The sequence below is a fragment of the Actinopolymorpha singaporensis genome, from assembly GCF_900104745.1.
Taxonomy (GTDB): domain Bacteria; phylum Actinomycetota; class Actinomycetes; order Propionibacteriales; family Actinopolymorphaceae; genus Actinopolymorpha; species Actinopolymorpha singaporensis.
Genome location: NZ_LT629732.1, coordinates 5,256,707 through 5,279,735, shown reverse-complemented (window position 1 = coordinate 5,279,735; position 23,029 = coordinate 5,256,707). Strand labels below are relative to the sequence as shown.

Genomic DNA, 23,029 nt, shown 5'->3' with positions numbered 1-23,029 from the left:
TGTGCACGTTGTTCTCGCCGGGGGTGGTAGCGCCGGCCACATCAGCCCGGCACTTGCCCTCGCCGCCGCGCTCCGGCGCACCGACCCCGAGGTGGGTCTCACGTTTCTCGGTACGGAGGAGGGCCTGGAGGCTCGGCTGATCCCGGCCGCCGGCTACGACCTGGCGCTCATTCCCCGGGTGCCGCTGCCCCGGGAGCTGACCCCGCGGCTGCTCACCGTCCCCGGCCGGCTGGCCGGTGCCGTGCGGGCCTCGGCCGCGGTGATCGAACGCACCGGAGCGCAGGTGGTGGTCGGGCTGGGTGGCTACGTCGCCATGCCCGCCTACCTCGCCGCCCGGCGGATGAAGCTGCCGGTCGTGGTGCACGAGCAGAACGCCCGCCCGGGAATCGCCAACCGGTTCGCGGCCCGGTTCGTCACCTCCGACGTGGCGGTGAGCTTCCCGGCGACGCCGCTTCGGCACGCGAGGTTCGTCGGGCTGCCGATCCGGCGGGAGATCGCCGCCCTGGACCGGTCCGCCCTGCGGGCCCAGGCCAGGGCGGAGTTCGGGCTGGACCCAGACCGTCCGACCCTGCTGGTCACCGGTGGATCCCAGGGCGCCCAGCGGATCAACCAGGCCGTCTCCCAGGCCGCGCCCGCGCTGGCCGCCGCCGGGGTCCAGGTGCTGCACGCCACCGGGCCGCGCAACACCGTCGAGGTGCCGCCGCCGGCCCCTGGCGACCCGCCGTACGTCGTGGTGCCGTACATCGAGCGGATGGACCTGGCCTATGCTGCCGCCGACCTCGCGGTCGGCCGGGCCGGTGCCAACACCGTGACCGAGCTCGCCGCGGTCGGGCTGCCCGCCGTCTTCGTCCCGTACGCGGTCGGCAACGGCGAGCAGCGACTGAACGCACAACCCGTGGTGGACGCCGGCGGCGGCCTGCTCGTCGACGACGCCGACCTCACCCCCGACTGGGTGCGCGAGCACGTGGTCGGGCTCGCGACAGACCACGCCCGGCTGACCGCGATGGCCAAGGTCGCCCAGGACCTCATGCCGGCCGACGCCGACGAGCGGCTGGCCGAGCTGGTTCGGGCGGCAGCCGCGCGTTCGCAGGGCAAAGCCGGAAAGGTTGGCCGATGATCGTTCCTCCCCCGTCGGAGCTGGTTCCCGCGGAGAAGCTCGGCCGTGTCCACTTCGTGGGAATCGGCGGGGCCGGCCTGTCCGGTATCGCGCGCATCATGATCGCCCGCGGCATCACCGTCACCGGCAGCGACGCCAAGGACTCCCGCACCCTCACCGCCCTCCGCGCCCTCGGCGCCACCTGTTACGTCGGGCACGACCCCGCCTACGTCGCGGACGTGGACACCGTGGTGGTGTCCACCGCGATCAAGGAGAACAACCCCGAGGTCGTGGAGGCCCGACGGCGCGGGCTGCTGCTGTACTCCCGGGCCGCCGCGCTGTCGGCGGTGATGGAGGGCCGTCGGGTGGCGGCGGTGTCCGGTGCACACGGCAAGACCACCACGTCGTCGATGCTCGCGGTCGCGCTCCAGCACTGCGGTGCGGACCCGTCGTTCGCGATCGGCGGCAACTTCAACGACACCGGCACCAACGCCCACGACGGCACCGGCGACATCTTCGTGGTGGAGGCCGACGAGTCCGACCGGGCGTTCCTGCAGTACTCACCGGAGGTGGCGGTGGTGACCAACGTCGACCCCGACCACCTCGACATGTACGAATCCCCGGAGGACTACCACCGGGCGTTCGACGCCTTCGTGGACCGGATCGTGCCGGGCGGCTGCCTGGTCGCCTGCGTCGACGACCCGGGTGCGCGCCGGCTCGCCGAGGCGTCCCGCGCCCGCGGGGTCGACGTACACACCTATGGCGAGGCCGAGGACGCCGACATCCGGATCGAGGACGTCCACCAGCAGCCGCTCAGCTCCAGCTTCGAGGTCGTCGTGCAGGGTCGCCGGGAGGGCACCATCGACGTGCACGTCGCCGGGCGGCACCACACCTGGAACGCCGCCGCCGCGTACGCCGCGGGGCTGGCGCTCGGCTTCCCGTCCGGCGAGCTTCGCGAGGGGCTGTCGAGCTACGCCGGCACCCGGCGCCGGTTCGAGTACAAGGGCATGGTCGGAGGGGTGCGCGTCTACGACGACTACGGCCACCACCCGACCGAGATGCTGGTCAACCTGCGCGCCGCGCGCGGGGCCGCGGGGGAGGGGCGGGTCGTCGTCTGTTTCCGTCCGCTCCGGCACACCCGGACGCAGTTCTTCTACCGCGAACTCGGCGAGGCCCTCGGGCTGGCCGACGAGGTGGTCGTGATGGATCCCACCGGCGACGACCCGATCCCGGGCGTCACCGGCGCACTGATCATCCCGCACATCCCGCTGCCGCCGGAACGGATCGTCTACGAACGGTCCTGGTCGGCGGCCCCGGTGCGGGTGGCCGAGCGGGTCCGGCCCGGCGACCTGGTCCTCACCCTCGGCGCACCCGACGTCGCACTGGTCGGCCCGGAGGTCCTCGAGCTCGTGGGCGACCGGCTGGCGGCGGAGAGCGAGCCGGGAGCGCACTGATGCCGACGGGGGGCACGGGGGTCTCGCGTACGTCGGCACGCGGTTCGGCGAACAGGTCGGCGCGCAGGTTCGGCCGCCGGCGTTGGTCGCGCCGGCTGGCGCGGATGCGACCGCTGCTCGTCCTGGTCGCGATAGTGCTCGTCGTCGGCGCGGGCGTGTGGGCGGTCGCGTTCTCCAGCCTGCTGGACGCCCGGTCGGTCGCCGTGCGCGGCCTGACCTCCGCGTCCGGGCTCTCCCCGGCACAGGTGCGGTCCGCGGCGGCGGTGCCGCTGCGCCGCCCGCTGGCCCGGGTCGACCTCGCGGCCGTACGCACCCGGATCGTGGCCCAGCTGCCGCCGGTCAAGGAGGCCGAGGTGAGCCGCTCGTGGCCGCACGAGGTGACGGTGCGGATCGTGGAGCGCAGGGCGGTCGCGGTGTGGCGGGACGGATCGGCGTACCACCTTGTCGACGCCGATGGCGTTCCTTTCCGCGCGGTGCCGGACGCGGCTGGGGCCTACCCGCTCGTGCAGCTGCGAGCCGGGCGCCCGAGCCCGCAGAGGGCGGAGGAGTTGCGTGTGGTCGGTGCCCGGGTGGCGGCGGCGCTGCCCAGGCCACTCCTGCGCAGACTCGACACGATCGAGGTGAAGACTCCGGACGCGGTCATGCTGCGGTTGCATGGCGGGGTGACGGTCGTCTGGGGGAACGCCGAGAACTCCAGGCTGAAGGCCCGGGTCCTCGCCGAACTCCTTCCCCGCAAGGCGAAGGTCTACGACGTGAGCGTGCCGAGCTTCCCGACCACCCGGGCCTGAACTCCGGCGCGAGCCCACGCGCGAACGCCGCCTGTGCACCTCGTGGCTCGGCGACCTGCGAGCGTGTGACTCGGCCGGCTGGGTGACCGATTTTCGACCCGTACATCCAAGAACTCGCTGGCTCGGCGTGTTGCGTTGAATTCGTCCGGGACCGCTCCGTACCTTCATGTTCAGGCCGAGGTTGACATAACTATAACCCTCTACTTGACCGTGAGGGTTGATGGTTGAGGTTGCCTTTCCGGGCCGGGGAAGAATGTCTACCGAGAGGGCGAGCGTCGTGGCGGCACCGCAGAACTACCTAGCGGTCATCAAGGTCGTCGGCATCGGCGGCGGAGGTGTCAACGCGGTCAACCGGATGATCGAGGTCGGCCTCAAGGGCGTCGAGTTCATCGCGATCAACACCGACGCGCAGGCGCTCCTGATGAGCGATGCCGACGTCAAGCTGGACATCGGGCGGGAGCTGACCCGCGGTCTGGGCGCGGGCGCGCAGCCCGACGTCGGCAACAAGGCGGCCGAGGACCACGCCGAGGACATCGAGGAAGTGCTCAAGGGCGCCGACATGGTCTTCGTCACCGCCGGAGAGGGCGGCGGCACCGGCACCGGCGGCGCGCCCGTCGTCGCACGGATCGCGCGGTCGCTCGGGGCGCTCACCATCGGCGTGGTGACCCGCCCGTTCGCCTTCGAGGGCAAGAAGCGGGCGAGCCAGGCCGAGGAGGGCATCAACGCCCTGCGCGACGAGGTCGACACCCTCATCGTCATTCCCAACGACCGGCTGCTGTCGATCAGCGACCGGCAGGTGAGCGTGCTGGACGCCTTCAAGCAGGCCGACCAGGTGCTGCTCCAGGGTGTTTCCGGCATCACCGACCTGATCACCACCCCCGGCCTGATCAACCTCGACTTCGCCGACGTCAAGAGCGTGATGTCCAACGCCGGCTCGGCCTTGATGGGCATCGGCTCCGCGCGGGGTGAGAACCGCTCCGTCGCCGCGGCCGAGATGGCGATATCCAGTCCGTTGCTCGAGGCTTCCATCGATGGTGCGCACGGCGTCCTGCTGTCCATCGCCGGTGGCTCCGACCTCGGGCTGTTCGAGATCAACGAGGCTGCCCAACTGGTCTCCAGCGCCGCGCACGCGGAGTCCAACATCATCTTCGGTGCGGTCATCGACGACGGTCTCGGCGACGAGGTACGCGTCACCGTCATCGCCGCCGGCTTCGACGGCGGTATGCCTCGCCGCCGCGGCGCGCAGGAGGCGTCCGCCGGCAACGGCTCGAGCCAGGCCGTCCCGCCACCCCCCGCGGGGCGCCGGCCAGGTGAGCTCGGCCGGCCGCAGCAGTCCGCGCCGGCGGGCGGGCAGGCGCCGCAGAGCGCGCCGGCCAGCCCGAACTTCACCGGTGACACCGGCTCCGACCAGCCCGCGTCGGGTCAGTCGGCTTCTGGCCAGTCGTTCCCCCCGGCCGCCCCCTCGTCGGCGCCACCGGCTGCCGCTCCGGTGCAGTCGACCCCGGCACCTCAGTCGCAGCCGGCACAGCCGGCACAGTCGCCGGGCTCCTCGTCGAGCCAGACCGACCTCGCCGCGCAGACCCAGGAGCTTCGTCAGCGACTGCTCGGTGGTGGCAGCCGCCCGGGCGAATCCGGTGCGGGTGGGGCCAACGGCTCCGCTCCGCAGAGCTCCTCGCCTTCGCCGACCTCGACGCCGCGGCCGGCCCGCCGCCCGATCGACGACGACGAACTCGACGTACCCGACTTCCTGAAGTGACCGGGCAGTCGGTTCTTCACGGGCCGGGTGCGAGCGGTTGAGCCCGGCGAGCGACGAGCGCCGGGCTCAGCTCGCCGCCAACCTCGCGGCCGTCCGCGCCCAGATCGAGCGAGCCTGCGAACGCGTTGGCCGGTCGCCGGAGGAGGTGACGCTGATCGCGGTCACCAAGACCTTCCCCGCCGACGACGTACGCCTGCTCGCCGAGCTCGGCGTCCGCGACTTCGGCGAGAACCGCCACCAGGAGGCGCAGGAGAAGGTGGCCGCGGTGGCGGACCCGAGGCTCACCTGGCACTTCGTCGGGCAGCTTCAGGCCAACAAGGCACGTGCGGTGGCGGAGTACGCCTCGGTGGTCCACTCCGTCGACCGGGTGCGGCTGGTCTCCGCACTGCGGCGAGCGGCGGCCGGTCGCGAGCACCCGCTGCGATGCCTGGTGCAGGTCGACCTGGGCGACGTCGCCGAGCCCGGCGGTTCCGGCGGGCGTGGCGGAGTGTCACCGGACCAGGTCGCCGAGGTGGCCGACGCCGTGGCGACGGCGCCCGGCCTGGTCCTCGGCGGAGTGATGGCGGTCGCGCCGCTGGGCGCGCCACCGGGCCAGGCGTTCGCCCGGCTGGCCCGGACCGCCGCCGAGGTACGCGAGAAGTATCCGAAGGCCACCTGGGTCTCCGCCGGAATGAGCGCGGACCTCGAGGACGCCATCGCCCACGGCGCGACACACGTACGGCTTGGGCGCCGGTTACTAGGTGAGCGCGGCTACGACAGGTAGCGTCGACGCCGGACGGGGCTGCATGCTCGGCCCGGCGCAGCTGACAGCAGAAGGCGAGAGGTCACATGGCAGGCGCGATGCGCAAGGTCGCGGTGTACCTCGGTCTCGTAGAAGACCAGGGCCGTTACGAAGAGGACTACGACGGAGCCTACGAAGGCGACTACATCGACGACGGTGACGACCGCGACACCCGGGAGGCTCGGGGCACCCGTCCGGCCGCCCAGTCGCCGGCCGAGACCGAAGAGGACAAGGGCGGCACCGTGGCAGCATTCCCCGACCGACGTCAGGTCCAGGTGGCACCGGAGGTGGAGATGTCACGGATCACGACGCTGCACCCACGCACCTACAACGACGCCCGGCTGATCGGTGAGCACTTCCGCGACGGTACGCCGGTGATCATGAACCTCACCGGGATGGACGACTCCGACGCCAAGCGGCTGGTCGACTTCGCGGCCGGCCTGATCTTCGGGCTGCGGGGGAGCATCGAACGCGTGACGGCGAAGGTGTTCCTGCTCTCCCCGGCCAACGTGAAGGTCCGGGCAGAGGACAAGGAGCGCATGGCCGAGGCGGGCTTCTTCAACCAGAGCTGAGACGCGCCCCGGACCCTCTGGTCGCACGACGCCCCGCGATCTCGGGGATCTGACCGGGCGATCCCCGAGGGTCGGCCCGGCCATGGTGACGAGCCGGCGGGATAGGCTCGAGATCCGGCGGCAAGGCCTCCCCAAGGAGTGTGCGTGCAGATCATCGGCGAGATCCTGTACTCCGTACTATGGATCTTCCTCGTGTTGCTCTTCGTCCGGTTGGTGGTGGACTGGGTGCAGTTCTTCGCTCGGTCGTGGGAGCCGCGCGGGGTCCTGCTCGTCATCCTCGAGGGCGTCTACACCGTCACCGACCCGCCCCTGAAGGCGCTCCGCAAGGTCATCCCGCCTCTTCGGCTGGGTGGTTTCGCCCTGGATCTGTCGTTCCTGCTGCTGATCGTGATCATCTACGTGCTGCAGGCGCTGGTCCTGGCGATCTTCGGTCGCTGACCTCCGGGCGGCTCCGGAGCAGCGTCCGGCGCCGCCCGGCGATGCGTTCGGCGCCGCCCGGCGATGCGTTCGGCCGGGTGACCAGATCATGCCGAACGGGTAGTTTCCGGAGCCCCCTCGGTCTTTGCCACCCAAACCGGGTACGGTTGCTCCGATATCCACGTAAGTCGAGCCCTGCGAGCCTGAGGTGAGGTCATGCCGTTGACACCCGAGGACGTGCGCAACAAGCGCTTCACGCCCGTCCGTTTGCGGGAGGGTTACGACATGGGAGAGGTGGATCAGTTCCTCGACGAAGTCGAGTCCGAACTCGAACGCCTCAACCACGAGAACGAAGACCTTCGGCAGAAGCTCGCCTCCGCGCAGCGTGGCGACGGAGATCGTGGCCGCGACAGCGGGCGTGACAGCGGTTACGGCAAGCCCGAGCAGCCCGAGCCACAGCCCCCCGTCCGGCAGGCGCCGCAGCCGGGGCCCTCCAGCATCGCCGAGGCGTCCAGCGCCGCGGCCCGCCTACTGGAGATCGCGACGCAGAACGCCGACCAGCTCGTGGCGGAGAGCAAGGAGCAGGGCAACCGCATCCTGAGCGACGCCCGGGCGCGGGCCGAGCGGCTGGAGAACGAGGCCCGCGGGCTGGCCAGCAGGCTGGAGTCCGAGGCGCGGTCGAAGTCGGAGCAGCTCGACCGGGACACCGCCGAGCGTCGCACCCAGCTCTTCGGCCAGCTGGAGAAGGAGAAGACCCGGCTGCAGCGTGAGGTCGACGAGCTGCGCACCTACGAGCGGCAGTACCGCAGCCGCCTGAAGGCCTACTTCGAGAGCCAGCTCCGGGTGCTCGCCGGCCAGGGCAACCTGGAGAACGGCCTGGAGTCCGGGTCCGGCAACGGCCCGCGCTCGATCAACTCCCACAAGCCGGCGCTCGCGAGCGGTGGTGACCGGGAGGAGCGCGGGGAGCGGGAGCGTGGTGGACGCGGCGACCGGATGAACTCCGGTGGCGGCACGCCTCGGCTGAACGCCCTCCTCGAGGACGACGACGACTCCTCGCTGTAGCGCACGCACGCATGATCCGAAGGCCCCCGGGATTCCTCCCGGGGGCCTTCGCCGCGTTCCCCGGGCCATCACGCACGGCCAGGCCCGGACTGGTCCGTTCCGTCCGGCTCGACCTCCGGAGCGCATTCGTACGTCCTGTCCGCTCGGTCCGGCCACGACCCGGTTCGTGAAAGGTGATTGCCGTGGCCGGCGGCCGCCGGCTGGCGGGAACACGTGCATACTCGGCGGACGCGTGCACACTGGCAGGATGTGCGGGACGGTCTCGCCGCACGTACGCAGGGTGGAGGTCGACGTGGCGGAGCAGATAGACGACATGAGCGAGGAGACGGTCGTGCCGGCCGGCGGACGGCAGGGTGCGGCCACCACGAAGGCGACGTCGGCGAAGAAGACGGCATCAGCCAAGAAGACGACGTCCGCGACGAAGACCGCATCCGGGAAGAGGGCCGCGCCGGCGAAGAGGGCCGCGCCGGCGAAGAAGGCCGCGCCGGCGAAGAAGGCCCCCTCGGCTAGGAAGGCCCCCTCGGCCAGGAAGGGCCCCTCGGGCGGCAAGGCACCTGCGAAGAAGAGCATCCCGGCCGAGCCGGAGCCCACCACGCCGGAGCCCACCACGCCGGAGCCCACCACGCCGGTGCCGGCCCACCTGGCCGGGCGCGCCGCGCGGCTGGTCGTCCGTCCGGACGAGGAGCCGTGGACACCGGCCGAACTGGACGGCGTCTACCAGGAGCTGACCGGCGACGTCGCCCGCCTGGAGGAGGAGCTGCACTCCGCCGCCGACGACATCGCCGACCTGCTGCGCGACAGCGGGGACGGCGCCGGTGACGACGAGGCCGACACCGGGTCGAAGACCTTCGAACGCGAGCACGAGATCTCGCTCGCCAACAACACCAGGGACATGCTCGCCCAGACCCGCCGGGCGCTGGCCAGAATCGACGACGGCACGTACGGCGTGTGCGAGGGCTGCGGCCAACCCATCGGCAAGGCTCGGTTGCTGGCGTTCCCTCGTGCGACACTGTGCGTGTCATGCAAACAGAGGGAAGAGCGTCGCTGAACGACGCCGACACAGATCGCCGCCTTCGGCGCCGCCAGCTCGGGCTCTTCGCCGCGGTGGCGTGCGCCGTACTGGCCGTCGACGTCGTGACCAAGATCGTCGCCATGTCCCAGCTCGCCGACCGGGAACCCATCCGCCTGGCCGGTGGGTTGCTGACCCTGGTGCTGGTCCGTAACTCCGGAGCCGCCTTCGGCCTGGCCGAGGGCTACACGATCATCCTGTCCCTGGTGGCGCTGGCCGTCGTGGTCGTCGTACTCCGGCTGTCCCGCACGCTCCGGAGCACTCCGTGGGCGATCGCGCTCGGACTTCTGCTGGGTGGGGCGTTCGGCAACCTCTCCGACCGGATCTTCCGGGAGCCGGGTTTCCTGCGCGGCCACGTGGTCGACTTCCTGGCACTGCCGCACTGGCCGGTGTTCAACGTGGCCGACGCCTCGATCTGCACCGCCGCCGCGCTGATCATCGTGCTGGCGATGCGGGGTCGCCGCTGGGACGGCACCGTCGAGGAGTCCGGCCGCCGCCGGCCCGAGTCGCAGAAGCCCGACGGCAGCGCCCGGCAGGCGCACGAGCCACCACGCACCACCGGGACGGCCGTCGACGAGCCGGCGCTGAGGGAGGCGGAGTGAGCGTGACGGCCGCCACCGGAGCGGCGGACCGGCGCGGGCTGCCGGTGCCGGAGGGCCTGGAGGGTGAGCGCCTGGACGCGGCCCTGGGCCGGCTCTTCGGGCTGTCCAGGACCAAGGCCGCCGAACTCGTCGAGAACGGCCTGGTCCGAGTCGACGGCGAGGCGGTGCCCAAGTCGGAGCGGGTGAGTGCGGGCGCCTGGCTGGAGGTCGAGCTTCCCCGCCCGCAGGAGCCGATCGCTCCCGTCCGGGTGGAGGGAATGCGAGTCGTCCACGACGACGCGGACATCGTGGTGGTCGACAAGCCGATCGGCGTGGCGGCGCATCCCAGCCCGGGGTGGCGGGGGCCGACCGTGATCGGTCACCTGGCCGCCGCCGGTTTCCGGATCACCACGTCGGGCGCCGCCGAACGCCAGGGTGTGGTGCACCGGCTCGACGTGGGCACCAGCGGCCTGATGGTGGTGGCGAAGTCCGAACACGCCTACACCGTCCTGAAGCGGGCGTTCAAGGAACGCGAGGTGGAGAAGATCTACCACGCGCTGGTCCAGGGCCATCCGGACCCGAGTCGCGGCACGGTGGACGCGCCGATCGACCGGCACCCCACCCACGACTACAAGTGGGCGGTCGTCGCTCACGGCAAGCCGTCGGTGACCCACTACGAGACGCTGGAGGCGCTGCGGCACGCGTCCCTGCTGGAGGTGCACCTGGAGACCGGGCGTACCCACCAGATCCGGGTGCACATGAGCGCGATCCGGCATCCGTGTGTAGGTGACCTGACCTATGGCGCGGACCCGGTGCTGGCCGGCCGGCTGGGGCTCACCCGGCAGTGGCTGCACGCGGCGAGCCTGGGGTTCGAGCACCCGGGGACGGGGGAGCGGGTGACGTTCGAGTCGCCGTACCCCGACGATCTCGCCCAGGCGCTGGAGCGTGCCCGCGACGACTCCGAACGTTCCAGGTGACGAGACGATCGTCTCGCCATGTTGAACGCCGTACAGCACGCTACGTAGCGTGGACGAGTGCACCGACCCGTGATGGACCAACCGGTCGCCGCGCTGACCGCCCGCCCCCTGCCGGCGTCGCTGCCCGAGGCCCGGGCCGCGATCGACGAGGTGGACGCCGCCCTGGCCGCCCTGCTCGAGTACCGCGCAGGGCTGACCGAGCAGGTCCAGCTCCTCAAGCCGGTCGGCGGAACCGCCGGCCGCGACCCGGACCGGGAGGCGGAGATCGTCGCCGGCATGGCCCGGCGGGCACCCAGGCTGGGCGCGGAGCGCCTCCGCCGGATCATGACCGCGGTGATCGAGGAGTCCCTCGACCTCGCCGAGCGTGGCGCCGCGACCACCCGTTGATCACCATCGGCGGGCTGCCAACGGCCAACCAGCGGCCAGTTCCGCCGCTAGCAAAGGTTGATCACGAACTCGTCGGCGGGGCGCCGTTGCCCTTACGTGCAAGGGCAATAGAGTCGGACTCTCACTTGTTGGCGAAGCGCCGCCGCCCTTCCCCCGGCCGGCGCCCAACGCCTTCGGCGTCGGCGCAGACAGGAGGCGCTTCTCCCTGATGTCGGACTCGTTCGTCCACCTGCACGTCCACACCGAGTACTCCATGCTCGACGGCGCGGCGAAGCTCAAGGACATGTTCGCCGAGGCGCAGCGGCTCCAGATGCCGGCCGTCGCGATCACCGACCACGGCAACCTGCACGGGGCGTACGACTTCTACACGCGGGCGACGGCGGCGGGGATCACGCCGATCATCGGCCTGGAGGCCTATGTCGCCCCGACCTCCCGCTACCACAAGGCGCCGGTCCGCTGGGGCCAGCAGCACCAGAAGGGCGACGACGTCTCCGGTGGCGGCGCGTTCACCCACATGACCATCTGGGCGCGGGACGCGGTCGGCCTGCACAACCTGTTCAAGCTGCAGACCAGGGCGTCGATGGAGGGCTTCTTCCGCAAGCCCCGGATCGACCGCGAACTGCTCGCGGAGTACAGCCAGGGCCTGATGGCCACCACCGGCTGCCCGTCGGGGGAGATCTCCACCCGCATCCGGCTCGGCCAGGAGAAGGAGGCGCTGGACGCCGCGGCCGACTTCGGCGACATCTTCGGCCGGGAGAACTTCTTCGTCGAGTTGATGGACCACGGCATCGACATCGACAAGCGGGCGCGGGCCGGCCTGGAGAAGATCGCGGGCGAGCTCGGCCTGCAGTACGTCGTCACCAACGACTCCCACTACACCTACGAGCACGAGGCGTCCGCACACGCCGCGCTGCTGTGCGTGCAGACCGCGTCCACGCTGGCCGCGCCGACGTTCCAGTTCGAGGGTTCGGGCTACTACCTGAAGTCCGCGGAGGAGATGCGGGCGCTGGACGACTCCGAGGCCTGGCAGGCCGGCTGCCGTACCACCCTCGCGATCGCGGAGCGGGTGGACACGGCGGGGATGTTCGAGTTCAAGAACCTCATGCCGCGGTTCGACATCCCCGAGGGCCACACCGAGGAGTCGTGGCTGCGGGAGGAGACCTGGCGGGGCATGGACCGCCGGTTCACCGAAGGGTACGACGAGACCTACCGCAAGCAGGTGGAGTACGAGCTCGGGATCATCATGCAGATGGGGTTCCCGTCGTACTTCCTGGTCGTCGCGGACTTCATCATGTGGGCGAAGAACAACGGCATCGCGGTGGGCCCGGGCCGTGGTTCGGCTGCGGGCAGCCTGGTGGCGTACGCCCTCGGCATCACCGACGTCGACCCGCTCCGGCACGGCCTGCTGTTCGAGCGGTTCCTCAACCCCGAACGCGTCTCGATGCCCGACATCGACATCGACTTCGACGAGCGTCGGCGGGGCGAGGTGATCCGCTACGTCACCGAGAAGTACGGCGAGGACAAGGTCGCCCAGATCGCCACCTTCGGAACGATCAAGGCGAAGGCCGCGATCAAGGACTCCTCCCGCGTCCTCGGCTATCCGTACGCGCTCGGCGACAAGATCACCAAGGCGATGCCGCCGGCGGTGATGGGCAAGGACATCCCGCTCACCGGGATCTTCGACTCGAGCCACCCCAGGCACAGCGAGGCGGGGGAGGTCCGCGCTCTCTACGAGCAGGACCACGACGTCAAGAAGGTCATCGACACCGCGAAGGGCCTGGAGGGCCTGATCCGCCAGACCGGCGTGCACGCGGCGGGCGTGATCATGTCGGCCGAGCCGCTGGCCGACCACGTGCCGCTGATGAAGCGCGAGGCCGACGGTGCGGTGATCACGCAGTTCGACTACCCGACCTGCGAGACGCTCGGCCTGCTGAAGATGGACTTCCTCGGGCTGCGCAACCTCACCATCATGGACGACGCGGTCCGCAACATCGAGATGAGCCGCGGCGAGCGGATCGACCTGCTCAGGCTCCCGCTGGACGACAAGGCGACGTATGAGCTGCTGAGCCGCGGCGACACGCTCGGCATCTTCCAGATGGACGGCGCCGGGATGCGCTCGCTGCTCCGGTTGATGCGGCCGGACAACTTCGAGGACATCTCCGCGGCCAGCGCGCTCTACCGGCCCGGGCCGATGGGTGCGAACTCCCACACCAACTACGCCCTCCGCAAGAACGGCCAGCAGGAGATCACGCCGATCCATCCCGAGCTGGAGGAGGCCTGCGAGGAGATCCTCGGCCCGACGTACGGCCTGATCGTCTACCAGGAGCAGGTGCAGCGGCTCGCCCAGAAGGTGGCCGGTTACTCCCTCGGCCAGGCCGACCTGCTCCGCAAGGCGATGGGAAAGAAGAAGAAGGAGGTCCTGGACAAGGAGTTCGGGCCCTTCAGCGAGGGCATGCATGCCCGGGGCTACTCCGACGCGGCCGTCAGGACGCTGTGGGACATCCTCGTCCCCTTCTCCGACTACGCGTTCAACAAGGCGCACACCGCCGCGTACGGCCTGGTGTCGTACTGGACCGCCTACCTCAAGGCCAACTACCCGGCCGAGTACATGGCCGCGCTCCTCACGTCGGTCCAGGACGACAAGGACAAGATGGCCATCTACCTGAACGCCTGCCGGCGTTCGGGAATCAAGGTGCTGCCACCCGACGTCAACGAGTCCGCGGCCAACTTCACCCCGGTCGGCACCGACATCCGGTTCGGGCTGACCGCGATCCGCAACGTCGGCGCCAACGTCGTCGAGGCGATCATCGCCGCGCGCGAGGCGAAGGGCAGGTTCGCCGACGCGAGCGACTTCATGGCCAAGGTGCCCGCCACCGTGTGCAACAAGCGGGTGCTGGAGTCGCTGTCCAAGGCGGGCGCGTTCGACTCGCTCGGTCATCGCAGGCGGGCACTGGTGGCCTGGCACGAGGACGCGGTGGAGTACTACATCGACCAGAAGCGTCAGGAGGCGATCGGCCAGGACTCGCTGTTCGGCTTCGGCGGGGACGACCAGGCCGACGTGGCCGCGCTGATGTCGCCCCAGGTGCCCGAGATCGGGGAGTGGGACAAGCAGACCCTGCTCGCGCACGAGCGGGAGATGCTCGGGCTGTACGTCTCCGACCACCCGCTCTTCGGCATCGAGCACGTCCTCACGAACGCCTCCGACTGCACCATCGGCACGCTGCTCGCCGACGAGGACCGCCCCGACGGCTCCATCGTCACCGTCGGCGGGCTGATCACCTCGATCACCCGGAAGATGACCAAGCGGGGCGACGCGTGGGCGATCGTCACTCTCGAGGACCTCGAGGGTGGCATCGACGTGATGTTCTTCCCGTCGACCTACCAGCTGACCGCCCTGCAGCTCACCGAGGACGCCGTGGTGGTGGTGAAGGGCCGGCTGGACCGGCGTGACGACGTGCCCCAGCTGATCGCGATGGAGCTCTCCGTACCCGACATCAGCAGCGACCAGCAGACCGGGCCGTTCGCGATCTCCCTGGCCCGCGAGCGGTGCACGCCGCCGGTGGTCGACCGGCTCAAGGAGATCTTCTCCACCCATCCGGGGATGACCCAGATCCACCTGCACCTGAGGTCGGAGACCAAGACGATGGTGATGAGGCTGGAGGACCGCTGGCGGGTCACGCCGTCGACGGCGCTGATGGGTGACCTCAAGGCACTGCTCGGGCCGGGGTGTGTCCGTTCCTGAGAACGCCGGTACGCCGGGGAGCCGAGTCCCGACCAGGCACCGGGGGAGCGTGCGTAGGATCTGGGGCGGTGAGCACCACGTACCCGGCTGACGCGACTCCTCCCGGCCCTCGGACTCCGCCCGACCGGGCGCCCGGTGCCGCGCGGGCGTTCTGGGTGATCGCCGTCGTGCTGGTCGCGGCGGGAGCGATCGCCGGGCTGGTGTGGGCGTGGACCGCCCCGTCGCCGCACGTGGCGATGACCATGACCGAGCTAGGCCCCTTCCCGAACGACGAGGAGCAGGCCGCCCGCCTAGTCTCGATGGACGGTTGGTACGCCGCGCTCGGCGCCGGCACCTCCCTGGTCCTCGGTACGGTGCTGGCCACGCTGTTCCTGCGGCACGGCCTGGTCACGGTGGCCGGGCTCCTGGTGGGCAGCGTGCTTGCGGCGGTGGCCGCGGTCGTCGTCGGCAGCCTGGTGGCCAACGGCTCGCTGATCTGGTCCTGGGATCCGCACGCCTCGCCGGGCACCGCGCTGTCGGCACCCCTCACGTTGCACGCGTACGGCGTGCTCGTGAGCTGGCCGCTGGCCGCGCTGGCACCCGTCATCCCGCTTGTCTGGCTGGGCTCTGGCCGGGACGGCGAACCCTCCCGGGTTATCCACAGCCAGCGCGACCGGAGCCGGACCCCCGAGGCGCCGATGCGCTAGTTTTGCGTCCGAATCGGCCACTTAGTTCGGCCGATTTCGTGTCTGCAAAGCTCAGCCAAGGTTTCGCGGCCTCGGTTCCGCGACCTCGGTTCCGTCACCTCCGGGGGTGCCCTCATGTCCGACGACCGCACGCCACCTCGCGATCCCGACCGTCCGGGCCCGCCCGGCGCAGGCGGGGCATCGCCTCAGTGGCGACCGGGCGGCCGACCACCGGCGCCGCAACAGGGCCCGCATGGGCAGCAGCCGCCGCGTGGTCCGCAGCCGGGGCAGCACGGGCCGCGGCCGGGGCAGTACGGTCCGCAGTCCCCGTACGGCCAGCAGCCTTCGCGGGCACCCCAGCCCGGTCCGGGCGGACCGGCCCGGCAGGCCCCGTACGCCCAGCAGGCCGGGGCCGCCGGAGCTGCCGGTGGGTACGCCGCCGGCGGACAGGGCGGTGGTCAGGATGGCGGTGGCCAGGATGGCGGCGGTCCGGGTGGCCCGGGTGGTGCCGGTGGTGCTGGTGGCCCGGGTGGTCCCGAGGTGATCGAGCACGAACGTCGTGGTGGCGCCGGCCGCCGCTGGCTGGTCGCCGCGCTGGCGGCGGTCCTCGTTCTCGCGGTCGGCGGCGGCGCGTGGGCGTTCTCCCGGATCAGCGGCGGCGGGACGCAGCCGGAGGAGGTGCTGCCGGCCAACGCGGTCGCCTACTTCCGGGTCGACCTCGACCCGTCGGTGCAGCAGAAGGCCGCGATCTTCAACGTCGTCCGCAAGTTCCCCGACGCGCGCAAGCGAGTCGGCGAGGGCGACGACCTCCGCAAGGCGCTGTTCGAGGCGATCAAGAAGGACGACCCGAAGCTGCGGGACGTCGACTACGCCAAGGACGTCGAGCCCTGGCTCGGTGACCGGGCCGGCGTGGCGGTGCTGCCCGGCGCCGATGGCAAGGAAACCGAGACGGTCGCCGCCGTCCAGATCAAGGACGAGGACAAGGCCAGAGTCGGTATCAAGAAGCTCTCCGGAGGCGACGACAAGAGCGGCTACGCCTTCGTCGACGACTACATGCTGATGGCCGACTCCCAGTCGCGCGCCGACGCACTGGCCTCCTCGGTGAAGGACAACCCGCTGTCGTCCAACGAGACGTTCAAGGGTGACGTCGGAGAGGTCGACGAGGGCGTCATGTCGTTCTGGGCCGACCTGCCCAAGCTGAGCCGGCTGTCCGGCGACCGGACCGCACAGCTGCCCACGATGTCGGCGCAGGGCCGCCTGGTCGGTGGCCTGAGCTTCACCAGCGACTCCGTTCAGCTGGTGGCCAAGACCCGTGGTGCGAAGCTTCCTTCCCTGCAGGGAACCGGCATCAAGCTGGGTGAGCTGCCTTCCACCACCGTCGCGGCGTTGTCGGTGTCCGGCGCGGGCCCCGCGCTGGAGAAGAACTGGCCCGACCTTCGCAGGACCCTGGAGGCCAGCGGCCGGGCCGCGCAGCTGGACTCCTTCGTCCAGGCGGCGCAGAGCCAGTTCGGGATCCGGATTCCGGCCGACCTGAACACCCTGCTGGGCAAGGAGTTCACCGTTGCCATGGACGAGCGTGGCATGGAGCGCCTGACCGCGCAGGGGTCGGCGGGCCAGGACGGCTCGCAGCAGCTTCCGCTGGTCGGCTTCAGGTCCACCACCGACGTCGCCAAGGCCAGGCAGCTGCTGCCGAAGATCGACCAGCTGCTCGGCGCGACCGGCGCCGGAGTCCAGTTGGAGAAGGCCACCGGTTCGGACCAGGTCGCCCTCGCCACCAGCCAGGCGTACGCCGACGAGCTCGTCAAGGGCGGCGACCTCGGCAGGGACGACACCTTCACCAAGGCCGTGGAGGGCGCGGACAAGGCCCAGTTCGGTGCGTTCGTCGACCTGAACAAGCTGGAGAAGCTCTACCTCCCCAGCATGCCGGCGAAGGACCAGGCCAACCTCAAGGTGCTGAAGGCGGTCGGCATGTCCGGCAGCACTGCCGCTGACGGCGGCACCTTCACCCTCCGGGTGCTGGTCGACTGAGTTCTGCACGTACGGACCTTTCGGCACGTACACGGAAGTCCTGCACCTACGTTGGACCCGCGGGCCGCAGCGCCCGCGGGTCCCTGCTCGTTCTCGGTTTGGGGGTTCGCGTCCGGCCGCGGATCAGTTGGCGATCTGCGCCGTGGTGGCGGCGCACTGCTCCACCAGATCGGCGGGTGCGAGCTCGACCTGCAGCCCGCGCCGGCCCGCGGAGACGTACACGGTCGGGTGGTCCTTCGCGCTGGTGTCGACGACGGTGCGCAGCCGGCGACGCTGGCCGAGCGGGCTGATCCCGCCGACCACGTAGCCGGTGGCCTTCTCCGCCACCGCCGGCTCGGCCAGCTGCGCGCGCTTGCCGCCGAGCGCGGCGGCGAACGCCTTGAGGTCCAGCGACGCGCTCACCGGCACCACCGCCACGGCGAGTTCGTCGTCGACCTGGGCGAGCAGCGTCTTGAACAGCCGTTCGGGTGGGACGCCGAGCGCCTCGGCGGCTTCCAGCCCGTAGTGCGGTCGTTCCTTCCCGGCCTTCCCGGCCTTGCCGGGCCGCCCGGCAAGGCCACCCTCGGTGTGCTCGTGGTCGTACGGGTGGAGGGTGTGCGCCACGCCGGCCCGCTGCAGCGCCACCACCGCGGGCGTTCCCTGGGAGGTCTTCTTCTTCGCCACGGCTCCCACCCTCGCAGACGGTTGGTGGGCGCCCCAGGGCCGACGTGCCGCGGATCCACCGAGGGCCCCGGCGTCCTGATCTACGCCGGAGCCGAAGCCCCTGCCGGCAGCAGGGCGGCCAGCCGGTCCAGCCGGTGGAGCACCTGCGCGGGCTCGTCCGCGGGCAGGAAGAACAGCACCCGCTGTACTCCCAGGTCGGCGAACTCCGCCAGCTCGGCCGGGTCCTCCCCGAACGTGGTCGCGGTGACCGTCGGCTCGGGACGGCCTGCGGCGGCCGCGAGCTCGCGCAGCGTTCGCAGCCCCGGGGCGGGGTCGTCCGGGCTCGCCCCGAACGGCGCGAGCCAGCCATCGGCGTGGTCGACCACCCGGCCCAGCGTGGTCGGTCCCCACCCGCCGAGCAGGATCGGCGGGTGAGGTCGCTGAACCGGCTTCGGCCAGGAGAAGATCGGGTCGAAGTCCACGAACTCGCCGTGGAACTCCGCCTGCTCCCGCGTCCAGATCTCCCGGATGGAGAGCAGGCGCTCACGGAGCAGCCGGACGCGGGTCCGCGGGTCGGTGCCGTGGTTGCGCATCTCCTCGCGGTTCCAGCCCGCGCCGGCGCCGAACTCGATCCGGCCGCCGGACAGGTGGTCGAGAGTGGCGAACTGCTTGGCCAGCACGATCGGGTCGTGCTGCGCGACCAGGCTCACCGCCGTACCCAACCGTAGGGAGGTGGTGACGGCCGCGGCGGTGGCCAGGGTGGAAACGGGGTCCAGGACGCGGTAGTAGTCGCGGGGGAGCTCGCCGCCGCCTTCGTACGGCGTCTCCCGCGAGGCGGGGAGGTGAGTGTGTTCGGGGACGAAGAGCGACTCGAACCCGCGCTCCTCGACCGCCCGCGCCAGGCCGGCCGGGTCGAGCGTCTCGTCCGTCATGGAGATGAATGTCCCGATCTTCATGCTCCGACGCTAAAGCCCGACATCAGTGTCAGAGTCAATCCCGCGGCGGGCCCGGACCAAGCCCGGGGCGGGTCCGGAGTCAGGTGGCGAGCCGATCACCCTTCGCCGCAGGCGACAGAACCCACACCCTAGACTCGGTGAGGTGATCCGTCGCATCGATCTGCGCGGCCGCGCCGCAAACAGCGCCGCCCTCGACTACAGCGCTCTCGTCCCGCGTGCTCCGTTCGACGTGGAGGCGGCCGTGGAGGCCGTCCGGCCGACGCTCGCCGACGTGCGCCATCGTGGGGTCGACGCGCTGCGCGACTACGCCGCGCGATGGGACGACGTGGAGCTCACCGACATCCGGGTGCCGAAGTCCGCCCTGGAGCAGGCCCTGCGCGAACTCGACCCCGACGTACGAGCGGCGTTCGAGGAGTCCATCCGCCGGCTCCGCGCGGTCAGCGAGGCCGAGCTGGAGCGCGACACCGAGGTCCGGGTCGTTCCCGGTGGCACCGTGACCCAGCGGCTGGTTCCGTTCCGCCGGGTCGGCGTCTACATCCCGGGCGGGGTCGCTCCGCTGGCGTCCAGCGTGGTGATGAACGTCGTGCCCGCCCAGGTCGCCGGTGTGGAGTCGGTGGCTCTGGCGTCCTCGCCGCAGAAGGAGTACGGCGGGCTGCCGCACCCGACGGTGCTGGCGGTGGCCGAGCTGCTCGGCGTGGACGAGGTCTACGCCGCCGGTGGTGTGGCCGCGGTCGCGATGTTCGCCTACGGCGTGCCGGCCGGCGTCGGCGCCGACGACAGCCGGCTGCTGTGCCGGCCGGTCGACTTCGTGGCCGGCCCGGGCCGGATCACCACCACGGCCGCCAAGCGCCTGGTCAAGGGAACGGTTGGCATCGACTCCGAGGCCGGACCGACCGAGATCGCGATCCTGGCCGACGACTCCGCCGACCCCGCCTACGTCGCGGCCGACCTGATCAGCCAGGCCGAGCACGACACGGTGGCCGCCAGCGTCCTGGTCACCCCGAGCGAGGATCTCGCCGCGGCGGTGGAGGGCGAGCTCGCTCACCAGGTCCCGGCGACCAAGCACGTCCAGCGCATCACCGAGGCACTGAGCGGTGAGCAGTCCGGCATCGTGCTGGTCGACGACCTGAAGCAGGGGCTCGCGGTCGTCGACGCCTACGCCGCCGAGCACCTGGAGATCCACACCGAGAACGCCCGGGAGCTGGCCGGCCGGGTACGCAACGCCGGCGCGATCTTCGTCGGGCCCTGGTCGCCGGTCTCCTTGGGTGACTACTGCGCCGGGTCCAACCACGTGCTCCCGACCGGCGGCTGCGCCTGCCACTCCTCCGGGCTGTCGGTGCGCAGCTACCTCAAGGCGGTGCACGTCGTCGACTACGACCAGGCCGCGCTGCGCGAGGTGGCCGGCCATGTCACCGCCCTCGCCGAGGCGGAGGATCTTCCCGCGCACGGGCAGGCCGTCCGGGCACGGTTCGGATCCGCAGCCGACGGGTATGCCTGATGGCCCGCCGCCCCACCGGCGAGCGCACTGCGGCCCACCTCGACGAATCGAGCCAGTCATGACCAGACCGGTACACCCCGGGCGGCCGGACGATCCGGCAACCCTGGACCAGGATCTTCGCGATCTCGCACTGGCGGCCGCGAACGCCGGATCGCACGCGATCCTGCGTGAGCTGCGCGGCGGCGAGCTGCGGATCGACACCAAGGCACACGCAGCCGACTTCGTGACCACGGCCGACAAGGCAGCCGAGAGCGCGATTCTGCGGCTGGTCAGCGCCGCCCGTCCCCGCGACGCGGTGCTGGCCGAGGAGTCCGGCGTGCACGACGGCGACAGCGGAGTGCGCTGGCTGGTCGACCCGCTGGACGGGACGATGAACTTCGTCCACCGCCGCCGCGACTACGCCGTGTCGGTGGGAGTCGAACGCGACGGCCGGATCGTGGCCGGCGCGGTCGTCCGGCCCGCCGACGGCGACTGGGCGGCGGCTGGCGGCGCGGAGGTGTTCGGCCGGGACGGCACGCCCCGGGTGTCCTCGGCGGTCGAGCTGTCCGACTCCCTGGTCGGGATCGGGCTGCCGAGCGTGCTGGACCACCGCACCCGGGTGCACGCGTTCCTCGGCGAGCTGATGCACCAGGCCCGCGACTACCGGCGTACCGGCTCCTCGGCCTGCGAGCTGTTGTCGGTGGCGCTCGGAGCGCAGGAGGGCTACCTCGGCTTCGGCGTCAACATCTGGGACGTCGCGGCCGGCATCGCGCTGGTCGACGCCGCGGGCGGCTCCAGCGAGTGGGTCACCACGTCGAGTGGGCTGGAGGTCCTGGTCGCCGGTACGCCTGAGGTCACCAAGACCCTGGTCGGCATGGTGAAGGTGATCTGAGTGGGGCAGACCCTCGCCGACCTGCCGCTGCGTGACGACCTGCGTGAGGAGGAGCCCTACGGCGCTCCGCAGCTCGACGTACCGGTGATCCTCAACGTCAACGAGAACCCCTACCCGCCGGACGAGGACGTCGTGGCCGACATCGCCTCCTCGGTCGCGGCGGCCGCGCGTACTCTCAACCGCTACCCCGACCGTGAGGCGCTGGGGCTGCGCACCGACCTCGCGGCCTACCTCGGCCACGACCTGACGCCTGCACAGGTGTGGGCGGCGAACGGCTCCAACGAGGTGATGCTGCAGATCCTGCAGGCCTTCGGCGGGCCCGGCCGCACGGCGCTGTCGTTCGCACCGACGTACTCCATGTATCCCGAGTACGCCCGCGACGCCTGCACCACCTGGGTGACCGGGCGCCGGGCGGAGGACTTCACCGTCGACCCCGAGCACGCGCTCGCCCAGATCGAGCAGCACCGGCCCGCGGTGATCCTGCTCGCCTCGCCGAACAACCCGACCGGCACCGCGCTGCCCCTCGAGGTGGTCGAGCGCATCTGTGCGGCCGCGCCGGGGATGGTGGTGGTCGACGAGGCGTACGGCGAGTTCCGCCGCGACGGCACGCCGAGCGCGCTGAGCCTGCTGCCCGCCCACCCGCGGCTGATCGTGACCCGCACCATGTCGAAGGCGTTCGCATTCGCCGGCGGCCGCCTCGGCTACCTCGCGGCAGACCCGGCGGTGGTGGACGCGCTGCGGATCGTGCGGCTGCCGTACCACCTGTCGGCGGTGACCCAGGCGGTGGCGCGGGCGGCACTGCGCAACGCCGGCTCCCTGCTCGCCCGCGTGCAGGAGCTGCGGGCCCGGCGCGACGAGACCGTCGGGTGGCTGCGCGGACAGGGATACCGGGTCGCCGACTCCGACGCCAACTTCGTGCTGTTCGGTACGTTCGCGGACCGGCACGCGGTCTGGCAGGGCCTGCTGGACCGCGGCGTACTCATCCGGGAGACCGGGCCGGACGGCTGGCTGCGGGTGTCGATCGGGACCGAGCAGGAGATGGCGGCCTTCCGGGCCGCCCTGCAGGAGGTGACGGCGTGACCGAACCTGCGCGCACCGCGCGGATCGAACGCGAGACCAAGGAGAGCAAGGTCGTCGTCGAGCTCGACCTCGACGGCCGCGGCCGGGTCGACGTGTCGACCGGGGTGCCGTTCTACGACCACATGCTCGACCAGTTGGGCCGGCACGGCCTGTTCGACCTCACCGTCCGGGCGCAAGGTGACGTTGACATCGACGTGCACCACACCGTCGAGGACACCGCGATCGTGCTGGGACAGGCGTTCCGGCAGGCACTCGGGGACAAGCGCGGCATCCGCAGGTTCGCCGACGCGACGGTACCGCTGGACGAGTCGCTGGTGCACGTCGTGGTCGACGTGGCCGGGCGGCCGTACTGCGTGCACACCGGCGAACCGGAGGGCCAGGCGTACGCGATGATCGGCGGCCACTTCACCGGCTCGCTGACCCGGCACGTCCTGGAGACGCTGGCCTTCCACGCCGCGATCTGCCTGCACGTGCGGGTGCTCGCCGGCCGCGACCCGCACCACATCGTCGAGGCGCAGTTCAAGGCGCTGGCCCGGGCGCTGCGCGACGCGGTGGCGCTGGACCCGCGCGAGGGCGGCGTGCCGAGTACGAAGGGTGCTCTGTAGTG

At 71.3% G+C, this 23,029-nt stretch carries 22 protein-coding genes; 19 read left to right on the top strand and 3 right to left on the bottom strand.

The features are described 5' to 3' along the window. Window position 1: 1 nt before the first annotated feature. The 14 genes from murG (at window position 2) to BLU27_RS23590 (ending at window position 15,368) form a co-directional block, all read left to right on the top strand. On the top strand, window positions 2-1,117 hold the full coding sequence (gene murG, locus BLU27_RS23655) for an undecaprenyldiphospho-muramoylpentapeptide beta-N-acetylglucosaminyltransferase (protein ID WP_092655845.1): 1,116 nt from the start codon (window positions 2-4) through the stop codon (window positions 1,115-1,117). Further along, entirely contained in the window at window positions 1,114-2,550 is a 1,437-nt protein-coding gene (gene murC / locus BLU27_RS23650) for a UDP-N-acetylmuramate--L-alanine ligase (protein ID WP_092655844.1), read from the top strand. Before murG ends, murC begins: the two co-directional genes overlap by 4 nt. Further along, window positions 2,550-3,338 carry a cell division protein FtsQ/DivIB gene (locus BLU27_RS23645; RefSeq protein WP_092655843.1) on the top strand — a complete coding sequence of 263 codons (789 nt, stop codon included), beginning with the start codon at window positions 2,550-2,552 and terminating at the stop codon, window positions 3,336-3,338. Before murC ends, BLU27_RS23645 begins: the two co-directional genes overlap by 1 nt. A gap of 277 nt (window positions 3,339-3,615) precedes the next feature. Further along, window positions 3,616-5,094, top strand: coding sequence for a cell division protein FtsZ (gene ftsZ / locus BLU27_RS23640; protein WP_092655842.1), 1,479 nt, complete (start codon window positions 3,616-3,618; stop codon window positions 5,092-5,094). A 37-nt stretch (window positions 5,095-5,131) separates the two neighbouring features. After that, complete coding sequence (locus BLU27_RS23635; RefSeq protein WP_092655841.1) at window positions 5,132-5,857, top strand: YggS family pyridoxal phosphate-dependent enzyme; 726 nt, start codon at window positions 5,132-5,134, stop codon at window positions 5,855-5,857. A 65-nt stretch (window positions 5,858-5,922) separates the two neighbouring features. After that, the gene (locus BLU27_RS23630; RefSeq protein WP_092655840.1) at window positions 5,923-6,447 is read left to right on the top strand and encodes a cell division protein SepF; all 525 of its coding nucleotides are present in this window, start codon (window positions 5,923-5,925) and stop codon (window positions 6,445-6,447) included. Window positions 6,448-6,591: 144 nt separating this feature from the next. Beyond that, window positions 6,592-6,885, top strand: a complete 294-nt coding sequence (locus BLU27_RS23625; RefSeq protein WP_092655839.1) for a YggT family protein — start codon at window positions 6,592-6,594, stop codon at window positions 6,883-6,885. 195 nt (window positions 6,886-7,080) lie between these two features. Further along, on the top strand, window positions 7,081-7,926 hold the full coding sequence (locus BLU27_RS23620; protein WP_092655838.1) for a DivIVA domain-containing protein: 846 nt from the start codon (window positions 7,081-7,083) through the stop codon (window positions 7,924-7,926). Between the two features lie 247 nt (window positions 7,927-8,173). Continuing rightward, window positions 8,174-8,974 carry a TraR/DksA family transcriptional regulator gene (locus tag BLU27_RS31010; RefSeq protein ID WP_338417582.1) on the top strand — a complete coding sequence of 267 codons (801 nt, stop codon included), beginning with the start codon at window positions 8,174-8,176 and terminating at the stop codon, window positions 8,972-8,974. Beyond that, entirely contained in the window at window positions 8,947-9,597 is a 651-nt protein-coding gene (gene lspA / locus BLU27_RS23610; protein WP_092655837.1) for a signal peptidase II, read from the top strand. The genes BLU27_RS31010 and lspA overlap by 28 nt, the downstream gene beginning before the upstream one ends. Next, complete coding sequence (locus tag BLU27_RS23605) at window positions 9,594-10,553, top strand: RluA family pseudouridine synthase (protein WP_092655836.1); 960 nt, start codon at window positions 9,594-9,596, stop codon at window positions 10,551-10,553. The genes lspA and BLU27_RS23605 overlap by 4 nt, the downstream gene beginning before the upstream one ends. Before the next feature lie 57 nt (window positions 10,554-10,610). Beyond that, window positions 10,611-10,940, top strand: coding sequence for a chorismate mutase (locus tag BLU27_RS23600; protein ID WP_241827597.1), 330 nt, complete (start codon window positions 10,611-10,613; stop codon window positions 10,938-10,940). A gap of 208 nt (window positions 10,941-11,148) precedes the next feature. Continuing rightward, window positions 11,149-14,682, top strand: a complete 3,534-nt coding sequence (gene dnaE, locus BLU27_RS23595; RefSeq protein ID WP_092655834.1) for a DNA polymerase III subunit alpha — start codon at window positions 11,149-11,151, stop codon at window positions 14,680-14,682. Between the two features lie 68 nt (window positions 14,683-14,750). Further along, the gene (locus BLU27_RS23590) at window positions 14,751-15,368 is read left to right on the top strand and encodes a hypothetical protein (protein WP_092655833.1); all 618 of its coding nucleotides are present in this window, start codon (window positions 14,751-14,753) and stop codon (window positions 15,366-15,368) included. Between the two features lie 51 nt (window positions 15,369-15,419). Here the strand turns inward: BLU27_RS23590 and BLU27_RS29315 are convergent, their stop codons facing one another. Further along, window positions 15,420-15,899, bottom strand: coding sequence for a hypothetical protein (locus BLU27_RS29315; RefSeq protein ID WP_157728776.1), 480 nt, complete (start codon window positions 15,897-15,899; stop codon window positions 15,420-15,422). Between BLU27_RS29315 and BLU27_RS23585 the strand changes: the two genes are divergently transcribed. Further along, the gene (locus tag BLU27_RS23585; protein ID WP_092655832.1) at window positions 15,888-17,375 is read left to right on the top strand and encodes a DUF3352 domain-containing protein; all 1,488 of its coding nucleotides are present in this window, start codon (window positions 15,888-15,890) and stop codon (window positions 17,373-17,375) included. The two genes, BLU27_RS29315 and BLU27_RS23585, sit on opposite strands and share 12 nt — an antisense overlap. 123 nt (window positions 17,376-17,498) lie before the next feature. Here the strand turns inward: BLU27_RS23585 and BLU27_RS23580 are convergent, their stop codons facing one another. Both BLU27_RS23580 and BLU27_RS23575 read right to left on the bottom strand, forming a co-directional pair. After that, window positions 17,499-18,038: an aminoacyl-tRNA deacylase gene (locus BLU27_RS23580; protein WP_197681545.1), complete on the bottom strand. Its 540-nt coding sequence runs from the start codon at window positions 18,036-18,038 to the stop codon at window positions 17,499-17,501. Between the two features lie 80 nt (window positions 18,039-18,118). Further along, window positions 18,119-18,973, bottom strand: a complete 855-nt coding sequence (locus BLU27_RS23575; protein WP_092655830.1) for an LLM class F420-dependent oxidoreductase — start codon at window positions 18,971-18,973, stop codon at window positions 18,119-18,121. 142 nt (window positions 18,974-19,115) lie between these two features. Between BLU27_RS23575 and hisD the strand changes: the two genes are divergently transcribed. Genes hisD through hisB form a run of 4 tightly spaced genes read left to right on the top strand, consistent with a single transcriptional unit; the run spans window position 19,116 to window position 23,027 of the window. Next, window positions 19,116-20,471 (top strand): histidinol dehydrogenase, encoded by a 1,356-nt coding sequence (hisD, locus tag BLU27_RS23570; protein ID WP_092655829.1) that lies wholly within the window; start codon window positions 19,116-19,118, stop codon window positions 20,469-20,471. 58 nt (window positions 20,472-20,529) lie between these two features. After that, entirely contained in the window at window positions 20,530-21,342 is an 813-nt protein-coding gene (locus BLU27_RS23565; protein ID WP_157728775.1) for an inositol monophosphatase family protein, read from the top strand. Then, complete coding sequence (locus BLU27_RS23560) at window positions 21,343-22,422, top strand: histidinol-phosphate transaminase (RefSeq protein WP_092655827.1); 1,080 nt, start codon at window positions 21,343-21,345, stop codon at window positions 22,420-22,422. After that, window positions 22,419-23,027: an imidazoleglycerol-phosphate dehydratase HisB gene (gene hisB / locus BLU27_RS23555; protein WP_092655826.1), complete on the top strand. Its 609-nt coding sequence runs from the start codon at window positions 22,419-22,421 to the stop codon at window positions 23,025-23,027. Before BLU27_RS23560 ends, hisB begins: the two co-directional genes overlap by 4 nt. Window positions 23,028-23,029: the final 2 nt, after the last annotated feature.